The following is a 15,379-nucleotide window of genomic DNA, read 5'->3' on the forward strand; positions in this document are numbered from 1 at the left end:
ATTCTAATTCATACTTAGGTGTGTTTTCCGCTCCAATCAACTTTGTTTTGAAAAATCAACATTGTTCTTTAACACAGTCTTTAAATAAAATAGAGCCGTCAGCATAACGGCTCTATGAGTGTTAAAAAGTATTATATACATTCGCGCATGTGTCGGATGTTGGTTCATAAAAGCAATGCAGCTTGTATCGAGAAACAAACGGCTGATCATACCATGTACTTGGGCAATCACCATCCGGTCTAAAATACCATAGGCTGAATTTTGCCGGCCAAAATCTTTGCCCGTCGATTACCTTTTGCGCTAAACGTCTTTCAGATGATCTTGGTGATTGATAAAAATATCCATGTGTAACTGCTTCAAATGCATGTGGTTGAAACACCATTTGCGGAATGGTGCGAAGTCCTTTAAAATCAGAACAGTTTGCACGTATTCGGTTAATTCCCACATTCCCGATGAGAAGCATCCCAAGATCCCCTTCTCCCTCACCTTCAGCCCGAAGCAACCTGGCTAACAGGTCGATATCGGATTTTCTTGCCCTCACTACAGCCATCACGCCACCTCCATGTTGTTCACCTATAGCATATTCTTAGGAGGGAAGTGATGACCAATAATTTTTTGGCTGTTTTCATGAACTTTGTTGCTCTCTTACTGATTTTACTCACATTAAAACTATTGTACAAAGCTGAAGATTTCCAAGGCGATCAAGTCCGAATGAATCCCTCATTTAGACTGAGATGTTGATTTCAAAGACGATTGAGTCTTAATCAACAGGCCCTTTTATCTATTCTAAAAACAATATTCTTTGTAAAAACAGCCTTTTATAAAGTGTAACCAAGGCATCTAAGGCTATTTTTATTCCATCATCCACTGCCTCTTTAACCTTGTCCGTATGCGGATTGTATGTATTTCGTAAATCGGCATCGGCATAACCGTCAATGGCCACAATCGCTCCAGCCTTCATTCCTCTTAAAGACGAAATGATATATAAAGCGGAAATTTCCATTTCAACTGCAAGAACACCGGCCTTCTGATAAAGGGCATGAGGAAATTCCAAAACTCCTTGATAAAATACATCTAAGGTCAAGGTGATTCCAGAATGAACATCAAGTTCATTCCTTTTCGCTGCATCAACTAACGCCTCCACAATCTTAGCGTCCGCAACAGCAGGGAAACCTTGCGGGACTAACTGGCTTGTCAGCCCGTCACAACGGACAGCGGCCTTACTAATCACAAGACTGCCCGGTGTTACATCAGCTTGATAGGAGCCGGCTGTTCCGACCCGGATGATTTGCTGTACTCCCCCAAGGGCCAATTCTTCAAAACAATCGGCTGCACCAGGAGAACCTACCCCATGACTAACCACGCCTACCTCGACACCGTTCCATTTTCCTTTGAAACTATGATACTCCCTGCTTTCTGCTAAAAGCGTGGCATTTTCAAGTAGAGAGGCAATTTTTTTTGCCCGAAAAGGGTCACCGCAGACTAGAACTCGTTTTGGCAGCTCCTCTAGATTGATTTTTAAATTTGGCAGCTTATTAGTCATAATCTTTGTGCTCCCATTCATCCTCTGGAATTGGCAGATCTTCTCCTGAAAATCTTTCCTCTTTAAAGGGATCGCCATTTAAATGAAAACCGTTTTGTTCCCAAAAGCCCGGTTGGTTTTCCTTCATAAATTGGAATCCCCGCACCCATTTGACGCTTTTCCAGAAATATAAATGCGGCAGCACAAGGCGAAGCGGCCAGCCATGCTTAGCAGAAAGCGGCTTTCCCTCAAAAGTATGTGCTAAAAGACAGTCATCCCGTAATAAATCTTCAAGTGGTACATTGGCAGTATAATCCTGATCGCCATGGACCATCACATATTTTCCAGTTGGATTTACTCCAGCAGCTTCTAGAAAATCTTTAAAAAGAACGCCTTGAAACGTATTATCAAACCTAGACCATCTTGTTACACAATGTATATCACAGGTAACAGAGGATTGTGGCAGGGCTAGAATATCTGCATACTTTAAAACCTTTTCCTCTTCAAGTTCACCAAATAATTTGAGTGTCCAAGTGTCTAAATCATAAGTTGGGATTTCTCCCTCATGAAGAATTGGGAACCGTTCCGTGAGAACTTGCCCTTGTGGTAGCCGGGAAGATAATTCAGGATTATCATTAACCGGTACTTTCATTTTTTTAATTTTTTCTGCTTTATTCATTCTATTTTCTCCTCCTTAACGAGAGCTTTGCTGGCCTGATTGATTTTGATCGACGCCCTTATCCTTTAAGAAGAACATGGCGAGAAGTGTTAAGACAAACGGGATCATCATTGTAAATTGAGTCGGAACCGATAAACCTTGTAATCTTGTACTTAATGCATCCATTAATCCAAATAAAAGACTTGAAGCTAAAACTCCAATAGGATGTGACTGTCCCAGCATCATTGCCACCAATGCAATAAATCCCCTGCCGGAACTCATACCTTCTGAGAACATCGTTACCTGCCCCAAAGAAAGCTGTGCACCTGCAAGCCCACAAAGCGCACCGCATAAGGCAATGGCTAAGTATTGCCAGGTCTGTACTTTTATACCGACTGTTTTGGAAGCTGCTGCATTGAATCCAACAGCAAGCATACGAAAACCTGCAACGGTTTTGTAAAAAAAGATATAGAATAAAATGGCTAGAATAATGGCCAAATAAACAAATGGGGAGTGCCCAGAAAAAACATCACCTAAAAAAGGAATTTTATCGATCACTGGGATCTTCCAGTGTGGTAAGCCCTCCATATCTTTGTTGTAATACGCACCTTTCACATGAAAGATCGTTCGTAAAAAGAAAGTCGTCAGGCCTAATCCTAAAAAGTTAATCGCGACCCCAACCACAATTTCATTGGCCTTCATTTTAATCGTCATAAAGCCAAATAAAAGTGAAAGCAGCACACTGCTCGCTGCGGCCATGAGGACAGCTAAAATTAGGTTATGAGTATAGTAATTTCCAACAACCGCTGTGAAGGCACCTGTTATGATCAGCCCTTCTAAGCCCACATTAAAAATTCCGACCCGGGTGCAAAGCATTCCGCCAAGTGCAGCTAACAGAATCGGAGCCACCATGCGGATGGTTGAACTTAACAACGAAACATCAAACAGCTGCTCCATCTGCCTTCCTCCTTTTCTTGATGACTTTAAAGCCTTTAAAAGCAAACTTAGCTGATATAAATAGAATAATGACGGCCTGAATCACGCTAGAAATCTCAAGCGGTACATCTGTATTTCGTTCTACTCCCATCGCTCCTGTCTGCAATGCAGCAAGTAAAATCGATGTAAAGATGGTCCCAATCGGATTCGAATTGGCCAATAAGGCAGCCATTAAGCCTGTCCAGGCATAGCTTGGAGCAGTTAAGGCACCGTCAATAAAACGGTAATGTGTCCCCATAATTTCAAACGTACCGGCAAGTCCTGATAAAGCCCCGCTGATAAACATCGAGAGTAGCGTAATTTTTTGCTTATGAATCCCCCCATAGGACCCAAAAAAAGGATTTTTTCCCAGCATGGAAATTTGATACCCTGTCGAAGTAAATCGGAAACAAATATATAACACGAGGGCAAATAGGATAGCGAAGACAAATCCAAGGTGCAAGGGCATACCCGCAAATAATTTTGGCAGCCAGAGATGTGCATCAAGCATTTTGGTCTGGGCTAATGCAGCCGATCCGGTCCGGTCTTGAAACGGTTTTGAAACTAGATAACTAGCAAAATAAGTAGCAATATAGTTTAAGAGCAAGGTAGAAATAACCAATTGAACCTTAAACTTTAACTCCATCCAGCCGGCTAATAGTGACCATACTCCTCCCGCCATAATTCCTGCCAAAAGGGCACCGATCATTTTCACAACGAATGGTCCGGGTAAATACAACGCCGTTAAGGCTGCAGCAATTCCGCCAAAAACCAGCTGCCCTTCCGCACCAAGATTAAAGACCCCAGCTCGAAATGCAAACCCGACACCTAGGGCAATGAGTAAAATTGGAGTCGCTCTCGCTAAAGTGGAAGTAACGAAATAGAAGTTCCCAAAGGCGCCATTCCACATTTCGGTATAGGTTTGGATAATCGATCCATGGACGATTTGAATGGCCGCCATACCAACAATCAGGCCAAGAACGATGGCTAGAATCGGCTGTATTAGGGCATTAAGCTGTTGTCTCAATCGATTCATTTAAAGTTCCTCCTGCCATCAAAATACTTAATTTTTCTTCGGTTGCCTCTTTCCCGGATAACTCCCCAACCACTCTGCCTTCATACATAACAAGGATTCGGTCCGATAAAGTCATAATTTCCGTTAACTCAGAAGAGACGAGAAGAATCGCTCCACCCTCGTTTCGTTTTTCCATAAGGGCATCATGAATGACCTCCATTGCACCGATATCAACCCCTCTTGTCGGTTCAGCAGCGATGAGAAATGGTGTCTCGTGTCCGAGCTCTCTGGCAACGATCAGTTTTTGTAAATTTCCGCCAGATAAATTCCCGGCGTTGTTGTTTAAGTCACCAGCCTTTATTGAATATTTGCCAATCCATTTTTTGACGATTTGTTGAAAATCTCTTTTTAATAACCAATTCTTTTTCGAAAAAACAGGGTTACGATGGTATCCCATAAAGGCATTTTCTTCGACACTTGCCTCTTTTGCCGCCCCCCATAAATAGCGGTCTTCCGGGATATGGGCTAAACCCGCTTCTCTTCTATACTTAACGGACGAAAGAGTAATCTCTGTTCCCCCTAATTCAATCCTGCCTTGCTCCACCTCGATCAGTCCCGATATCGCCTGAAGCAATTCGGATTGGCCATTGCCGGAAACACCGGCAATCCCGACAATCTCACCCTCAGAAACAGAAAAGGTAATACCATCGAGTAAAGGTTTTTCGGATTTCCCTTGGACCGTTATTCCCTGAACCTTAAGGAACTCATTTCCAACTGTTTGTTTACGATCCTTTAATTGAACGAGGTCCCGGCCAACCATCCTTTTCGCTAATTCATCTGCATTCGTATCCGCGATTTGAAAAGTTCCAGTTACCTTACCTCCTCTTAATACCGTTACCCGATCTGCCACTTCCATTACTTCATGCAGCTTGTGGGTAATAAGGATGATGCTCTTCCCCTTTTCTGCTAAAAACCGAATCGTCTTCAGCAATTCTTTTACCTCTAAAGGGGCTAACACCGCTGTCGGTTCGTCCAAAATGATGATGTCGGCCCCTTGGTAAAGGACTTTGACAATTTCGATGCGCTGCTGTTCCCCGACAGAACACTCCGACACCTTAACGGTTGGTCTAACAGGAATTCCAAAATTGTTTGAAATTTCCGAAACCAATTCAGCCGCTTTCTTACGATTAAAAAATCCTGCCTTCTTAGGCTCGCGGCCAATGACAATATTTTCTGTCACCGTTAAATTTGGAATTAACATAAAATGCTGATGAACCATACCGATGCCATGACTTAGAGCATCTAATGGACTCTTAAAGTCAACCTTCTTGCCATCCAGCAAAATAGTGCCGGCACTCGGCTGTTCTAATCCATATAACATGCGCATAAGTGTAGTTTTTCCTGCCCCGTTTTCCCCCACGATGGCATGGACTTCCCCGGGATTTAAGGTAAACGATACATCAGAGTTTGCCTCAAAATTCCCGTAACGCTTTGTCATGTTTTTCATTTCCAATCGAGGCATCCTTTTTTCCCCCTTTAAACCTGTTTTTCATGGTGAAAGGGAAGCTATCTTCTAAAAATCTTTAGATAGCTTCCCTACTATGATTAAGCGATTATTTTAACGGGTCTGTTACCGTTACTTTACCGGAAATGATGTCATCTTTAATGGCTTTTACCTTATCGATATTCGCTTGTCCAACAAATGGATTAAGCGGACTCTTGCTTTCTTTTGTTACATACGTTAGTCCGACTCCATCTTCCTTCAAGCCATAGGAAACCACTCCTGCTTTGTATGAGCCTTTTGCGAAATCTTTAATGGTTTCGTAGGCAGCCGCATCCGTTCCCTTTAATTGAGAAAGAACAACATGCTTTGGATCCACTTCGGTTCGGTCAACATCTTGTCCGGAAGTAAAGAATCCTTTTTCTTTTGCTGCTTCAAATACTCCTAAATCACCAACGGCTGAAGCACCTGCAACAAAATCTGCACCCTTAGAGGCTTGAAGCAGGGCAAGTTCTTTTGCCTTTGCTGGGTCTGTAAAGCTGCCAACATAGTTTACAAGAAATTGTGCTTTTGGATTCGTTGCTTTCAATCCTTCTTGGAAGCCGCCTGTCCATTTCTTCATTAACGGTGCATCGATGGCTACAACCATCCCGACTTTATTCGTTTTAGTCGCAAGACCTGCAGCTGCTCCTAAAAGATAAGCTGCTTCTTGTTCACGGAAAGTTACACTGCGGACGTTTGGTAAATCAACGGTTGTATCAATGATGGCAAATTGTTTATTTGGATTTTCAGTTGCCACTTTCTTTAAAGCATCTTCTGACTCAAAGGAAGAAGTAATGATCAAATCGTAATTCTCCGCTACAGCTGTACGAAGATTTTGTTCAATTGCTGCTTGGTCAGTTGACTCAATAGTTTTTACATCAACGTTAAATTCTTTTCCAGCCTTTTTAGCGCCTTCATCCATTTGTTGGAAGAAAGGGTTAACCCCAATTTTTTCCGGTAAAATTAACGCAACACGCTTCTTTTCTGAACCTTTCTCCTTGCTTTTTGAAGAAGAAGAATTTGCCCCTGAGCAGCCTGCTAACAAAAAGGCAAAAATCGTAACTATTAATGCTAGTTTCTTCATGATGATCCCCCTTATTTATTTTTATAATATAATTCCATCCTTTTTTAGGAAAAAGTTAACCATGATGATGGAGAGCAAAAAAAGTGCCCTTCCCATAAAGGAAGAGCACTTTTTCACCTCGACTCTCCCTTATCTTTCAGAGTATATACTCTGCAGGATTTAGCACCTTCTGTTTGAATCAAACAGCGGTTGCCGGGTTTCATAGGGCCTGTCCCTCCACCACTCGCGATAAGGAATTATTTATTTTTTTAAAAAAACTTATTTTTACTATATCTATAGTGTTTATGCCTGAATTATTTTAAAGTTTACAACTTTAAACCGAAAAAGTAAATATACTTTTTCAAAAATTTTAAACCTTTTAAATTATTACTTATAAACTATCTTATATATGATTTTCTTGAACCATATCGCCTGCGAAAAACAAATTTCCTTAAATCAACATCTTTTAAATTCCCGTCATAGCATAAAAACAATAAGGATTGAAATTCCTTATAATGCTGCATGACAAAAAGAGCGAACTCTTTGCGTTCGCTCTTCATTTTCAATTTTACCTCTTCCTTTGAAAGAATGTCATTCAGCTGATCCTGATAATAAGCCTTCGTGTCTTCCCATTTCTTCTTGCGATTCACCAAAATATCTTGCCCATATTCCGGTAATTTTCCGATGACAATGTCGATATACCCTTCAGACCACATCAGCATTTTATCCTTCTCTGGAAGATCCAGAACCATTTTTAACAGCTCGGTATCCTCTACATTCTTTCCGCTCGCATATTTTCCGACCCGATTCATCTCATCACCTCTGACGTGATTCTTTAGGTCTTATTTTGCATCAAAACATGAAAGCTTATTTAGATAGCTTTACATCGATCGTTTTGAGCTTGCCATTGCGGTATACCCCAAACTTTACGGTATCTCCTACATTCACTTTCGTATATAAATATTTACGTAATTCGGAAGAGGACCCAATTTTCGTGCCATTCATGGAAACAATAACATCCTTCACTTCGAGCCCAGAACTTGAAGCAGCTGAATGGGGATCCACTTGCGTAATCATCACGCCCTTTTGGACACTGCTAGGCAGGTTTTGCCAATAAATTTGAGGAATTTGATCTAAATCTTCGAGACCAATGCCGATATATGGACGTTCAATTTTTCCATTTTTTATCAATTGATTGACAATTGGAATCGCGTCATTACTCGGGATCGCAAAGCCCAAACCTTCGACGCCGTTCTCTGAAATCTTTAGGCTGTTAATGCCAATTACCTGTCCTTGTGAATTGATTAACGCACCACCGCTATTCCCCGGATTAATGGCAGCATCGGTTTGAATGACATTTGTGTCCCAGCTTCCTGCCGAGGTATCAACTGCAATGCTGCGGTTGGTTGCACTGATAATTCCCTGTGTTACTGTTCTAGAAAGGTCAAGTCCCAGCGGATTACCGATTGCATACACTTGATCACCAGGTCGAAGTGTGGATGAATCCCCAAAGCTTGCGGTTGCATTCACATATTTTGCATCAATTTTTAAGACAGCCAAGTCCGTTAAAGCATCGGTACCAACGACCTCTGCCTTTGTTTTTTCACCATTATATAAAGAGATTTCAAGTTTTGAAGCCCCTTCGACTACGTGGTTATTGGTTACGATATAGGCATCATTATTATTTTTTTGAAAAATCACCCCAGATCCAGAGCCTGTTTCAACACTTTGAGAGGAGGGGCTGGAATTACCAAAGAAATCACTATTTTGCTGTTTTTGATAGTTTTCAATTCCGACTATAGCTTTTGAGACCTTTTCAACTGTATCGGCAATGGATGCACCCGAACTTTTTGCCACCGTTGGCTGTGCCGTCACTGCTTTTACTTCCGTTGCAGCAGATTGGTTATCTGCTTTCTCAAAATAATTTTTCATATAGTCTGTATGCGGTAGAATCGTTAAGGTCAATACCGACCCGATTACACCTGCAGCTAAGGTTGAGGCGAAACCTTTTAAATTTCTTTTATTGTTGGGTTTCGGTTCTTCTTTGGAACGGGTTGCTTCTCCACCATGAGAGGCTGTAGTATATTCTCTGTAATTTGTTTCTTGTGTATGATGAGCCTCATAGGCAGATCGGCCAAAATCATGTGTGTTGGTTTCTTGGTCAACATTTGGTTTTTCTGCGTCCGATTCGTTTTGCGAGCTTGCCGGCATGGTAAGGTCAATGGATTGGGTTTCGTTTTGTTCGTTTTCTGGGTTTAAATCATCTTTATAATTCATAAGCTTTCGATCTCCTTTTGCTTATTATTGAATCATGTATTTATTCTTACTTTATCCAACAAATATGACGAAATTATTAACAAACTTTAAATGGTTTTGTAATAATACAAGAAAAAATATGAAAACTCGACTATTTTCTCCATATGAAAAAGCTGCAGCTTTTACACCGCAGCATTCTTTTCATTTTTAAAACGAATGATGAATTTTGTTCCTTTGTCTTTTTCACTAAAAACATCAATTTCCCCGTTATGAAGAACAATCAATTGTTTTACAATCGAAAGCCCTAAGCCAAATTCTCCGTATGGGTTACTGGTTCTTGAGATATCCGCTTTATAAAAGCGATGCCAAATATTCTCAACTTCTTTCGGGTCAATACCCACTCCAGTATCTTCAATTTCAATAATCGTATCGTTTTGTTCCGACCTGCCTCTCAGCCAAATCGTTCCATTTGTTGTGAATTGGATACTATTTTTAGTGATGTTAATCAAAATTTGAATGAGGCGGTCATAATCCGCATTCACATGTACATCAGGGTCTGCTTCCACAATAATTTGATTACTTTTCTCTTCTGCTTGCAGATATAATTGCTCTTGAATAATTTCAAGCACTTCCTGCAGCTGTATATCTTCACGGAACAACTGGATTTGATTCGAGCGGATTTTATCATAATCCAGGTTTTCATTGACGAGGCGGATCAATCGTTTCGCTTCCTGACTGACAAGATTGATTCCTTTTTCCTTATCTCCCTCAGGAATCATATTGTTTTTCAGTCCTTCAATCACCCCGCTGATGGTCGTTAAGGGGGTTCGTAATTCATGCGAAACATCGGACATAAACTGCCTTCTCCGATTTTCCAAGCTTTCAATTTCTTCCATAGAACGGTTGATTTTATTGACCATACGGTTAAAGTCGCTGGCTAATTCACCGATTTCATCAAAGTTGGAAGCAGGCACATTGACGTGGTAATTCCCCGCTGATACTTGCGATGTTGCTTCTTGGAGCCGTTTAATTCGATTTACATGTAATCTAGATAATAGCCAGCTAAGTAAAAATGAAACTCCCAGTGCAATGAGAATGGTATAGAGTAAAAATTGATTAACTTTTTCAATCATCGCACTTGTTCCGCTAATTGGTGAAGCTATAAGAATACCACCGTAAAATCGCCCATTATTTATATACGGTTTCACGACAAAGGTTACGCCTTCTGAACCAAAGGTTTTATAATCGGCATTGACCACAAGGGTATGGCCTTTGGCGATCTCCCTTAATTGTTCGGGTTCTAAATTGGTAATGGTCGGCCCGCGTTTACCCACCGAGTAGAGATTAAAACCTTGATCGAACATACTAAAGGTCATTTTCCTTTTGGATAAGACAGTGCTGTATTGATTGATAATTCGGCCAGTATCCTCTGGATTGTGGTCAATATCGGATATAATGGCCTTGCCATATGAAACCAGCTCATCCGCCTTATTTTCATAGACCAAACTTTCAATATAATGGGCAAACAATAGACTTAAAACTAAAAAAGCAACAATTATTATGCTAATATGGCTAAAAAATTGTTGATAGGCATACCTAAATTTCATCCGTTTTAATCGACTCATCGAATTTATATCCAACTCCCCATACAGTGTGGAAGAAAGGTTTTCCTGTCATTTCAACTTTTTTCCGCAGCCTTTTAATATGAACATCAACGGTCCGTTCATCACCGTAAAACTGGTAGCCCCAGACTCTTTCCAACAGCTGTTCTCTTGAGAAAACTTGCTTTGGATGCTCGATCATATAATATAACAAATCAAATTCTTTTGGCGTTAAATTGGTGATGTTCTCCCCGTCGACAATTACCTCTCGGGTATTTTTGCTGATTTTAAAATGCTCGGTCTCAAGAAATTCCTCTTGGGGATCTGTTACTTGGTTTTGAAATCTCCGTGTTACCGCTTTGATTCTTGCCATTAATGTGAGAGGACTAAACGGCTTTGTTACGTAATCGTCGGCACCCATTTCCAGGCCAAGTACCTGGTCTGACTCGCTGTCTTTTGCGGTTAGCATAATAATGGGCACCGAATGTTTATCTTCTCTAATTTTCCGGCAAATGGTGACTCCGTCCATTCCCGGTAGCATCCAATCGACAATGAGTGCGTCCCAGGTTTCGCTTTTAAAACGGTTATAGCCTTCTAGGCCGTTATTGATAAATTCTCCTTGTATTCCTTCTTTTGCAAAAAACATTTCAATCATTGTGCATACACTTTTATTATCTTCAATCACGAGTATTTTCAATATGATTCATCTCCTACATAAAAAACTACCTATTTCAAGTGTATACCAATTTTAGAGCTTATCAACCAAATGGAGGATTTCTTACATACTCTTTAAAACTTTGTTCATAGTTTATTAATAATTGGGATTGGTGAGGAAGTTTTGTGTGAGGTATTTGGTTTTTCAGAGAATTTTACTATTGGGAGTTGTGATTTTGTCGTTTATCGGGGCTATTGGTGATAGTTTGATGGCTTGATGCTGCTATTTTTGCCGCCTGTTAATGTAAAAAAATTACAAATTCTAAAATTCCCATTTTTATAGTGCCCGGCCAACTCTTTTTTACAACTGCACAGGCACCATGAACCCTTGTCAGTGCCCGCGCAACTCGTTTTTTCATCTGTACGGGTACTATTAGACCCTGTCAGTACCCGCTACAATCGATTTTCCACCTGCACGGGCACCAACCAACTAACTTACTCCCCCATAAATTCACGGCTCCAAAATCAACTTACCGCTAGTCTTTCGAGACTGGAGCAAACGATGAACAGAAGCAGCTTCCCGCAATGGGTAAACGCCCCCAATTGTAAGCTTAAGCTTGCCGTCCCCAAGATAAGTAAGTAACTCCATCAAACTCGGCTGCAGTAACTCCGGTTTTCTCATTATTTGCGGCAAGAAAAACCCAATGACCGATTGATTTCGTGCCATCAAGCTAGACGGATAAAAACGGTTCTGCTCACCGCTCGCCACCCCATAAATCACTAATCTGCCAAAAGTAGCAAGACATTTCAGCGTTTTATTAAACACCTCTCCGCCCGCCATTTCAAGCGCAACATCAACACCCCTGCCACCGGTCGCTTCTAGAACCTGCAGCCCCCAATCTTCCTCGGTATAATTGACTAAAACATCTGCCCCCATCTCCGCTGCAAGCGACAACTTTTCAGCACTGCTTGCCGTCGCAATCACCTTCCCAGCACCAAACAATTTCGCCAGCTGAACGGCAATCGTCCCAACACCGCCCGCAGCCGCATGAATTAGAACACTTTCGCCCTTCTCCAACCGCCCCATTGTTTTTAAGATATGATAAGCACTCAGGCCTTGGAGTGGCAAAGCAGCTGCAGTCCGGAAATCTAATTGTTCAGGAAGGGGAATCAAGGATTGTTCATCCACAACTGCAAATTCCGCATATCCGCCCGATTCAATCAAGGTCACAACCCGATCGCCAGGCGACACATTTTTAACTTGATCACCCACCTTGCTAACTACACCGGCAATTTCTGCCCCCGGAACAAATGGCAGCGGAGTTGGTACCACATACTGACCTTCCCTTCGTGCGGTGTCCGCATAATTAACGCCAATAGCTTTAATTTCAATTAACACATTACGGCCAGTTGGTACAGGCTTTTCTTTTTCCACCAATTGAAGAACTTCTGGACCGCCATATTCACTAAATTGTATTACTTTCATCTTATCTCCTACTTTCCTCGAATTCCTGCGGCATGCTGAATAAGGCTTTTCACAAATTGATTAAAATGAGCGAAACGTGAATCAGTTGTCTGCCCCATTTGATAGCGGTAATAGATTTGCTGGCAAATCACCGCAAGCTTAAAGTAAGCAAAAGTTAAATAGAAATGAATAGTAGATACATCCCGCCCACTCTTTTTCGCATATAAATCAATAAATTCATTTCTTGCTAAAAATCCATCCAAAACTGTTACCGGCGGCTTTCCAAATGCGTTTTTCAATAAATCTGGATCATCCGCTTGAATCCAATAACTCATCGCCGCCCCTAAATCAACGAGCGGGTCGCCGACTGTTGTCATCTCCCAATCAAATAAACCTACCATTTCAGTTAACTTTTCATTAAACATCGCGTTATTCAATTTATAATCGTAATGAATGATGGCTGCCTCGTGTTTTTTAGGAGTATGATCCACCAGCCATTTCATTAATCTATTCACTTCAGCTACCTCATCTGTCTTAGAACGTTCATATCTTCCTATCCAGCCATGGACCTGTCTTTCCATAAACCCCGCTGGTTTGCTTATTTCGGCAAGACCTGTCTGTTGATAATCAATCGAGTGCAGTTTAACAAGCTTTTCAACCATCACTTCAGAAATCTGACGGCAAAGCTCCTTCGTTACCCCAACACCCTCTGGAAAAGAACTATCAAGAACGATCCCTTTTTTCCTTTCCATAATAAAAAACGGACTGCCCACAATCTCTAGCCTATTGGAAAATAATATCGGTTTCGGTGCCACAGGAAAAATCGGATGAAGTTCAGAAAGGATTTTACACTCTCTTTTCATATCATGGGCTTTGGGGGCAACCGGACCTAAAGGAGGACGTCTAAGCACCGCTTCCCAATCCCCGATCCTTAATTGATAGGTTAAATTCGAGTGACCGGCCGAAAATTGCAAAACTTCAAGTGGATGATTCGGCAAATTTTCAATATTAGCCCGTAAAAACTGTTCAAGAATAGGAAGATTTAAGCACTCACCTTTTCGAACCGGAATAGTATCATGACTTATTTGATGTGGCATCGTATCCCTCCACTTTCGTTCACCAAATTCATATTTCATACTAACTAGTCAGTATGAAAACGATCGTAGAAAGGTGTAAAATACCCTCTACATCGATTTATTTTACTTGAATTCCTTTTAGAATCATTTCCACAAAAATTTCAGCAACCTCGCTGTCAGAGGATTTACCGCTTGGATTAAACCACTGATAGCTCCAATTCGTAATCCCAAGAATCCCAAACGTAATGATAGAAGCATTTAAATCGGGACGGAATTCGCCGAGCTTCATCCCTTCAATGATCAAGCCTTCAATATTTAAACGGAATTGATCTCTTTTTGGGACAACAATGGCAAGGCGTTCTTCACTTAGATTCTTCATTTCTCTGAAAAAGATTTTTGCTGCCTGTCCCTGGGTTTTAATATTCGTAATCAGCATACGGACAATCTCAAATAATTTTTCCTTACAGCTTTTGCTGTTTTCGTTTAAAATCCGTTCCTGGTGCTGCAGCAATTCATTGATATAGCCAAGATGGATATCTAAAAGTAATTCTTCTTTACTGGAAAAATAATAATAAAACGTTCCTTTTGTGACACCAATTGACTCAACTAAATCCTGTATGGACGTTTCGCTGAAGCCCTTTTTTTCAAATAAACGGATGCTTTGTTCTGTAATTTTTTCTTTCACACCTATGTCCCCGCAATCTGTAATAAATCTAAAGAAAATTATACCATATCTCTGGATCGCTCCCTTATACGCATTTTCGTTTTTTACATTGCTGCTGTTCCGCCATCAACTACTAATATATTACCCGTAACATAGTTTGAGGCATTTGAGGCAAGAAACAGTGCGGCGCCTTTTAAATCGTCATCTGTACCAAATCGGTGTAAAGGGGTTCCCGCCAAGATCGCTTCTTTTCCATGTTCAATTAATCCCTTTGACATTTTCGTTGGGAAGAACCCAGGGGCAATTGCATTCACATGAATATTGTATTTCCCCCACTTCACGGCGAGATCCTTTGTAAATGTTATAACGGCCCCCTTGCTCGTGTTATAGCCAATCGCATCCATTAATCTTGGGTCGGTTCCGCCAAATCCGGCAACGGAAGCAATATTGATAATTTTTCCTGACCGCTGTTCAATCATCTCTTTTCCCACTGCCTGACTCATCAAAAAGGTTCCGGTTACATTGACATCAATGACCTTTTTCCAAGCTTCAAGCGGCATTTCTGCTGCAGGTGCGCCCCATGTTGCCCCACTGTTATTAACAAGGATATCAATCGAACCAAAAGCCTTTTTGGTTTCTGCAATAACATGGGCCACATCCTCCGGATTGGCAATATCACATTTAAGTGCAAGCGTTTTTACCCCTAGTTTTTCCAACTGCCCAGCCACTTCTTGGCACGCCTCCACCATTCGTGAGCATAGAACAACATTTGCCCCCGCTTCTGCAAAACCTTGGGCAATTTGGGCACCAAGGCCGCGGCCTCCTCCTGTAACAATCGCTGTTTTACCCGTTAAATCAAAAAGTTTTAATACTTCCATTTTACGATT

General features: G+C 41.2%; 15 protein-coding genes and 1 riboswitch. All 15 genes read right to left on the reverse strand.

Annotation, left to right across the window (positions count from 1 at the left end):
• Nucleotides 1–121: 121 nt before the first annotated feature.
• The 15 genes from E2K98_RS21370 to E2K98_RS21440 all read right to left on the reverse strand — a co-directional run bounded on the left by E2K98_RS21370 (nucleotide 122) and on the right by E2K98_RS21440 (nucleotide 15,370).
• The gene (locus E2K98_RS21370; protein WP_026576895.1) at nucleotides 122–550 is read right to left on the reverse strand and encodes a cell wall hydrolase; all 429 of its coding nucleotides are present in this window, start codon (nucleotides 548–550) and stop codon (nucleotides 122–124) included.
• Nucleotides 551–781: 231 nt separating this feature from the next.
• A complete protein-coding gene (locus tag E2K98_RS21375) occupies nucleotides 782–1,543 on the reverse strand; it encodes a nucleoside phosphorylase (RefSeq protein ID WP_133337750.1) in 762 nt (253 codons plus the stop codon).
• Nucleotides 1,536–2,201: a sulfite oxidase-like oxidoreductase gene (locus E2K98_RS21380; protein ID WP_133337752.1), complete on the reverse strand. Its 666-nt coding sequence runs from the start codon at nucleotides 2,199–2,201 to the stop codon at nucleotides 1,536–1,538. Before E2K98_RS21380 ends, E2K98_RS21375 begins: the two co-directional genes overlap by 8 nt.
• Nucleotides 2,202–2,216: 15 nt before the next feature.
• On the reverse strand, nucleotides 2,217–3,137 hold the full coding sequence (locus tag E2K98_RS21385; RefSeq protein ID WP_133337754.1) for an ABC transporter permease: 921 nt from the start codon (nucleotides 3,135–3,137) through the stop codon (nucleotides 2,217–2,219).
• Nucleotides 3,121–4,191 (reverse strand): ABC transporter permease, encoded by a 1,071-nt coding sequence (locus E2K98_RS21390; RefSeq protein WP_133337756.1) that lies wholly within the window; start codon nucleotides 4,189–4,191, stop codon nucleotides 3,121–3,123. Before E2K98_RS21390 ends, E2K98_RS21385 begins: the two co-directional genes overlap by 17 nt.
• A complete protein-coding gene (locus tag E2K98_RS21395) occupies nucleotides 4,166–5,692 on the reverse strand; it encodes an ABC transporter ATP-binding protein (RefSeq protein ID WP_133337758.1) in 1,527 nt (508 codons plus the stop codon). The genes E2K98_RS21390 and E2K98_RS21395 overlap by 26 nt, the downstream gene beginning before the upstream one ends.
• 91 nt (nucleotides 5,693–5,783) lie before the next feature.
• Entirely contained in the window at nucleotides 5,784–6,797 is a 1,014-nt protein-coding gene (locus E2K98_RS21400) for a BMP family protein (RefSeq protein ID WP_133337760.1), read from the reverse strand.
• A 126-nt stretch (nucleotides 6,798–6,923) separates the two neighbouring features.
• Nucleotides 6,924–7,032: riboswitch (SAM riboswitch) on the reverse strand.
• A gap of 142 nt (nucleotides 7,033–7,174) precedes the next feature.
• A complete protein-coding gene (locus E2K98_RS21405) occupies nucleotides 7,175–7,588 on the reverse strand; it encodes a hypothetical protein (protein WP_133337762.1) in 414 nt (137 codons plus the stop codon).
• Between the two features lie 55 nt (nucleotides 7,589–7,643).
• On the reverse strand, nucleotides 7,644–9,053 hold the full coding sequence (locus E2K98_RS21410) for a S1C family serine protease (RefSeq protein ID WP_133337764.1): 1,410 nt from the start codon (nucleotides 9,051–9,053) through the stop codon (nucleotides 7,644–7,646).
• A 161-nt stretch (nucleotides 9,054–9,214) separates the two neighbouring features.
• Nucleotides 9,215–10,639 carry a sensor histidine kinase gene (locus E2K98_RS21415; protein ID WP_133338062.1) on the reverse strand — a complete coding sequence of 475 codons (1,425 nt, stop codon included), beginning with the start codon at nucleotides 10,637–10,639 and terminating at the stop codon, nucleotides 9,215–9,217.
• Nucleotides 10,629–11,330, reverse strand: a complete 702-nt coding sequence (locus tag E2K98_RS21420; protein ID WP_133337766.1) for a response regulator transcription factor — start codon at nucleotides 11,328–11,330, stop codon at nucleotides 10,629–10,631. Before E2K98_RS21420 ends, E2K98_RS21415 begins: the two co-directional genes overlap by 11 nt.
• Before the next feature lie 468 nt (nucleotides 11,331–11,798).
• Nucleotides 11,799–12,773: a quinone oxidoreductase family protein gene (locus E2K98_RS21425; RefSeq protein WP_133337768.1), complete on the reverse strand. Its 975-nt coding sequence runs from the start codon at nucleotides 12,771–12,773 to the stop codon at nucleotides 11,799–11,801.
• Nucleotides 12,774–12,781: 8 nt separating this feature from the next.
• Nucleotides 12,782–13,849, reverse strand: coding sequence for a phosphotransferase family protein (locus E2K98_RS21430; protein ID WP_133337770.1), 1,068 nt, complete (start codon nucleotides 13,847–13,849; stop codon nucleotides 12,782–12,784).
• Between the two features lie 97 nt (nucleotides 13,850–13,946).
• On the reverse strand, nucleotides 13,947–14,513 hold the full coding sequence (locus tag E2K98_RS21435; protein ID WP_133337772.1) for a TetR/AcrR family transcriptional regulator: 567 nt from the start codon (nucleotides 14,511–14,513) through the stop codon (nucleotides 13,947–13,949).
• An 83-nt stretch (nucleotides 14,514–14,596) separates the two neighbouring features.
• The gene (locus E2K98_RS21440) at nucleotides 14,597–15,370 is read right to left on the reverse strand and encodes an SDR family oxidoreductase (protein ID WP_133337774.1); all 774 of its coding nucleotides are present in this window, start codon (nucleotides 15,368–15,370) and stop codon (nucleotides 14,597–14,599) included.
• Nucleotides 15,371–15,379: the final 9 nt, after the last annotated feature.

It is taken from the genome of Bacillus salipaludis (assembly GCF_004358205.1).

Coding starts and splice junctions, on each gene's coding strand:
- E2K98_RS21405 (WP_133337762.1), bottom strand. CDS start 7,588: ATGAATCGGGTCGGAAAATATGCGAGCGGAAAGAATGTAGAGGATACC.
- E2K98_RS21400 (WP_133337760.1), bottom strand. CDS start 6,797: ATGAAGAAACTAGCATTAATAGTTACGATTTTTGCCTTTTTGTTAGCA.
- E2K98_RS21380 (WP_133337752.1), bottom strand. CDS start 2,201: ATGAATAAAGCAGAAAAAATTAAAAAAATGAAAGTACCGGTTAATGAT.
- E2K98_RS21440 (WP_133337774.1), bottom strand. CDS start 15,370: ATGGAAGTATTAAAACTTTTTGATTTAACGGGTAAAACAGCGATTGTT.
- E2K98_RS21395 (WP_133337758.1), bottom strand. CDS start 5,692: ATGCCTCGATTGGAAATGAAAAACATGACAAAGCGTTACGGGAATTTT.
- E2K98_RS21430 (WP_133337770.1), bottom strand. CDS start 13,849: ATGCCACATCAAATAAGTCATGATACTATTCCGGTTCGAAAAGGTGAG.
- E2K98_RS21415 (WP_133338062.1), bottom strand. CDS start 10,639: ATGAAATTTAGGTATGCCTATCAACAATTTTTTAGCCATATTAGCATA.
- E2K98_RS21410 (WP_133337764.1), bottom strand. CDS start 9,053: ATGAATTATAAAGATGATTTAAACCCAGAAAACGAACAAAACGAAACC.
- E2K98_RS21390 (WP_133337756.1), bottom strand. CDS start 4,191: ATGAATCGATTGAGACAACAGCTTAATGCCCTAATACAGCCGATTCTA.
- E2K98_RS21375 (WP_133337750.1), bottom strand. CDS start 1,543: ATGACTAATAAGCTGCCAAATTTAAAAATCAATCTAGAGGAGCTGCCA.
- E2K98_RS21370 (WP_026576895.1), bottom strand. CDS start 550: ATGGCTGTAGTGAGGGCAAGAAAATCCGATATCGACCTGTTAGCCAGG.
- E2K98_RS21425 (WP_133337768.1), bottom strand. CDS start 12,773: ATGAAAGTAATACAATTTAGTGAATATGGCGGTCCAGAAGTTCTTCAA.
- E2K98_RS21385 (WP_133337754.1), bottom strand. CDS start 3,137: ATGGAGCAGCTGTTTGATGTTTCGTTGTTAAGTTCAACCATCCGCATG.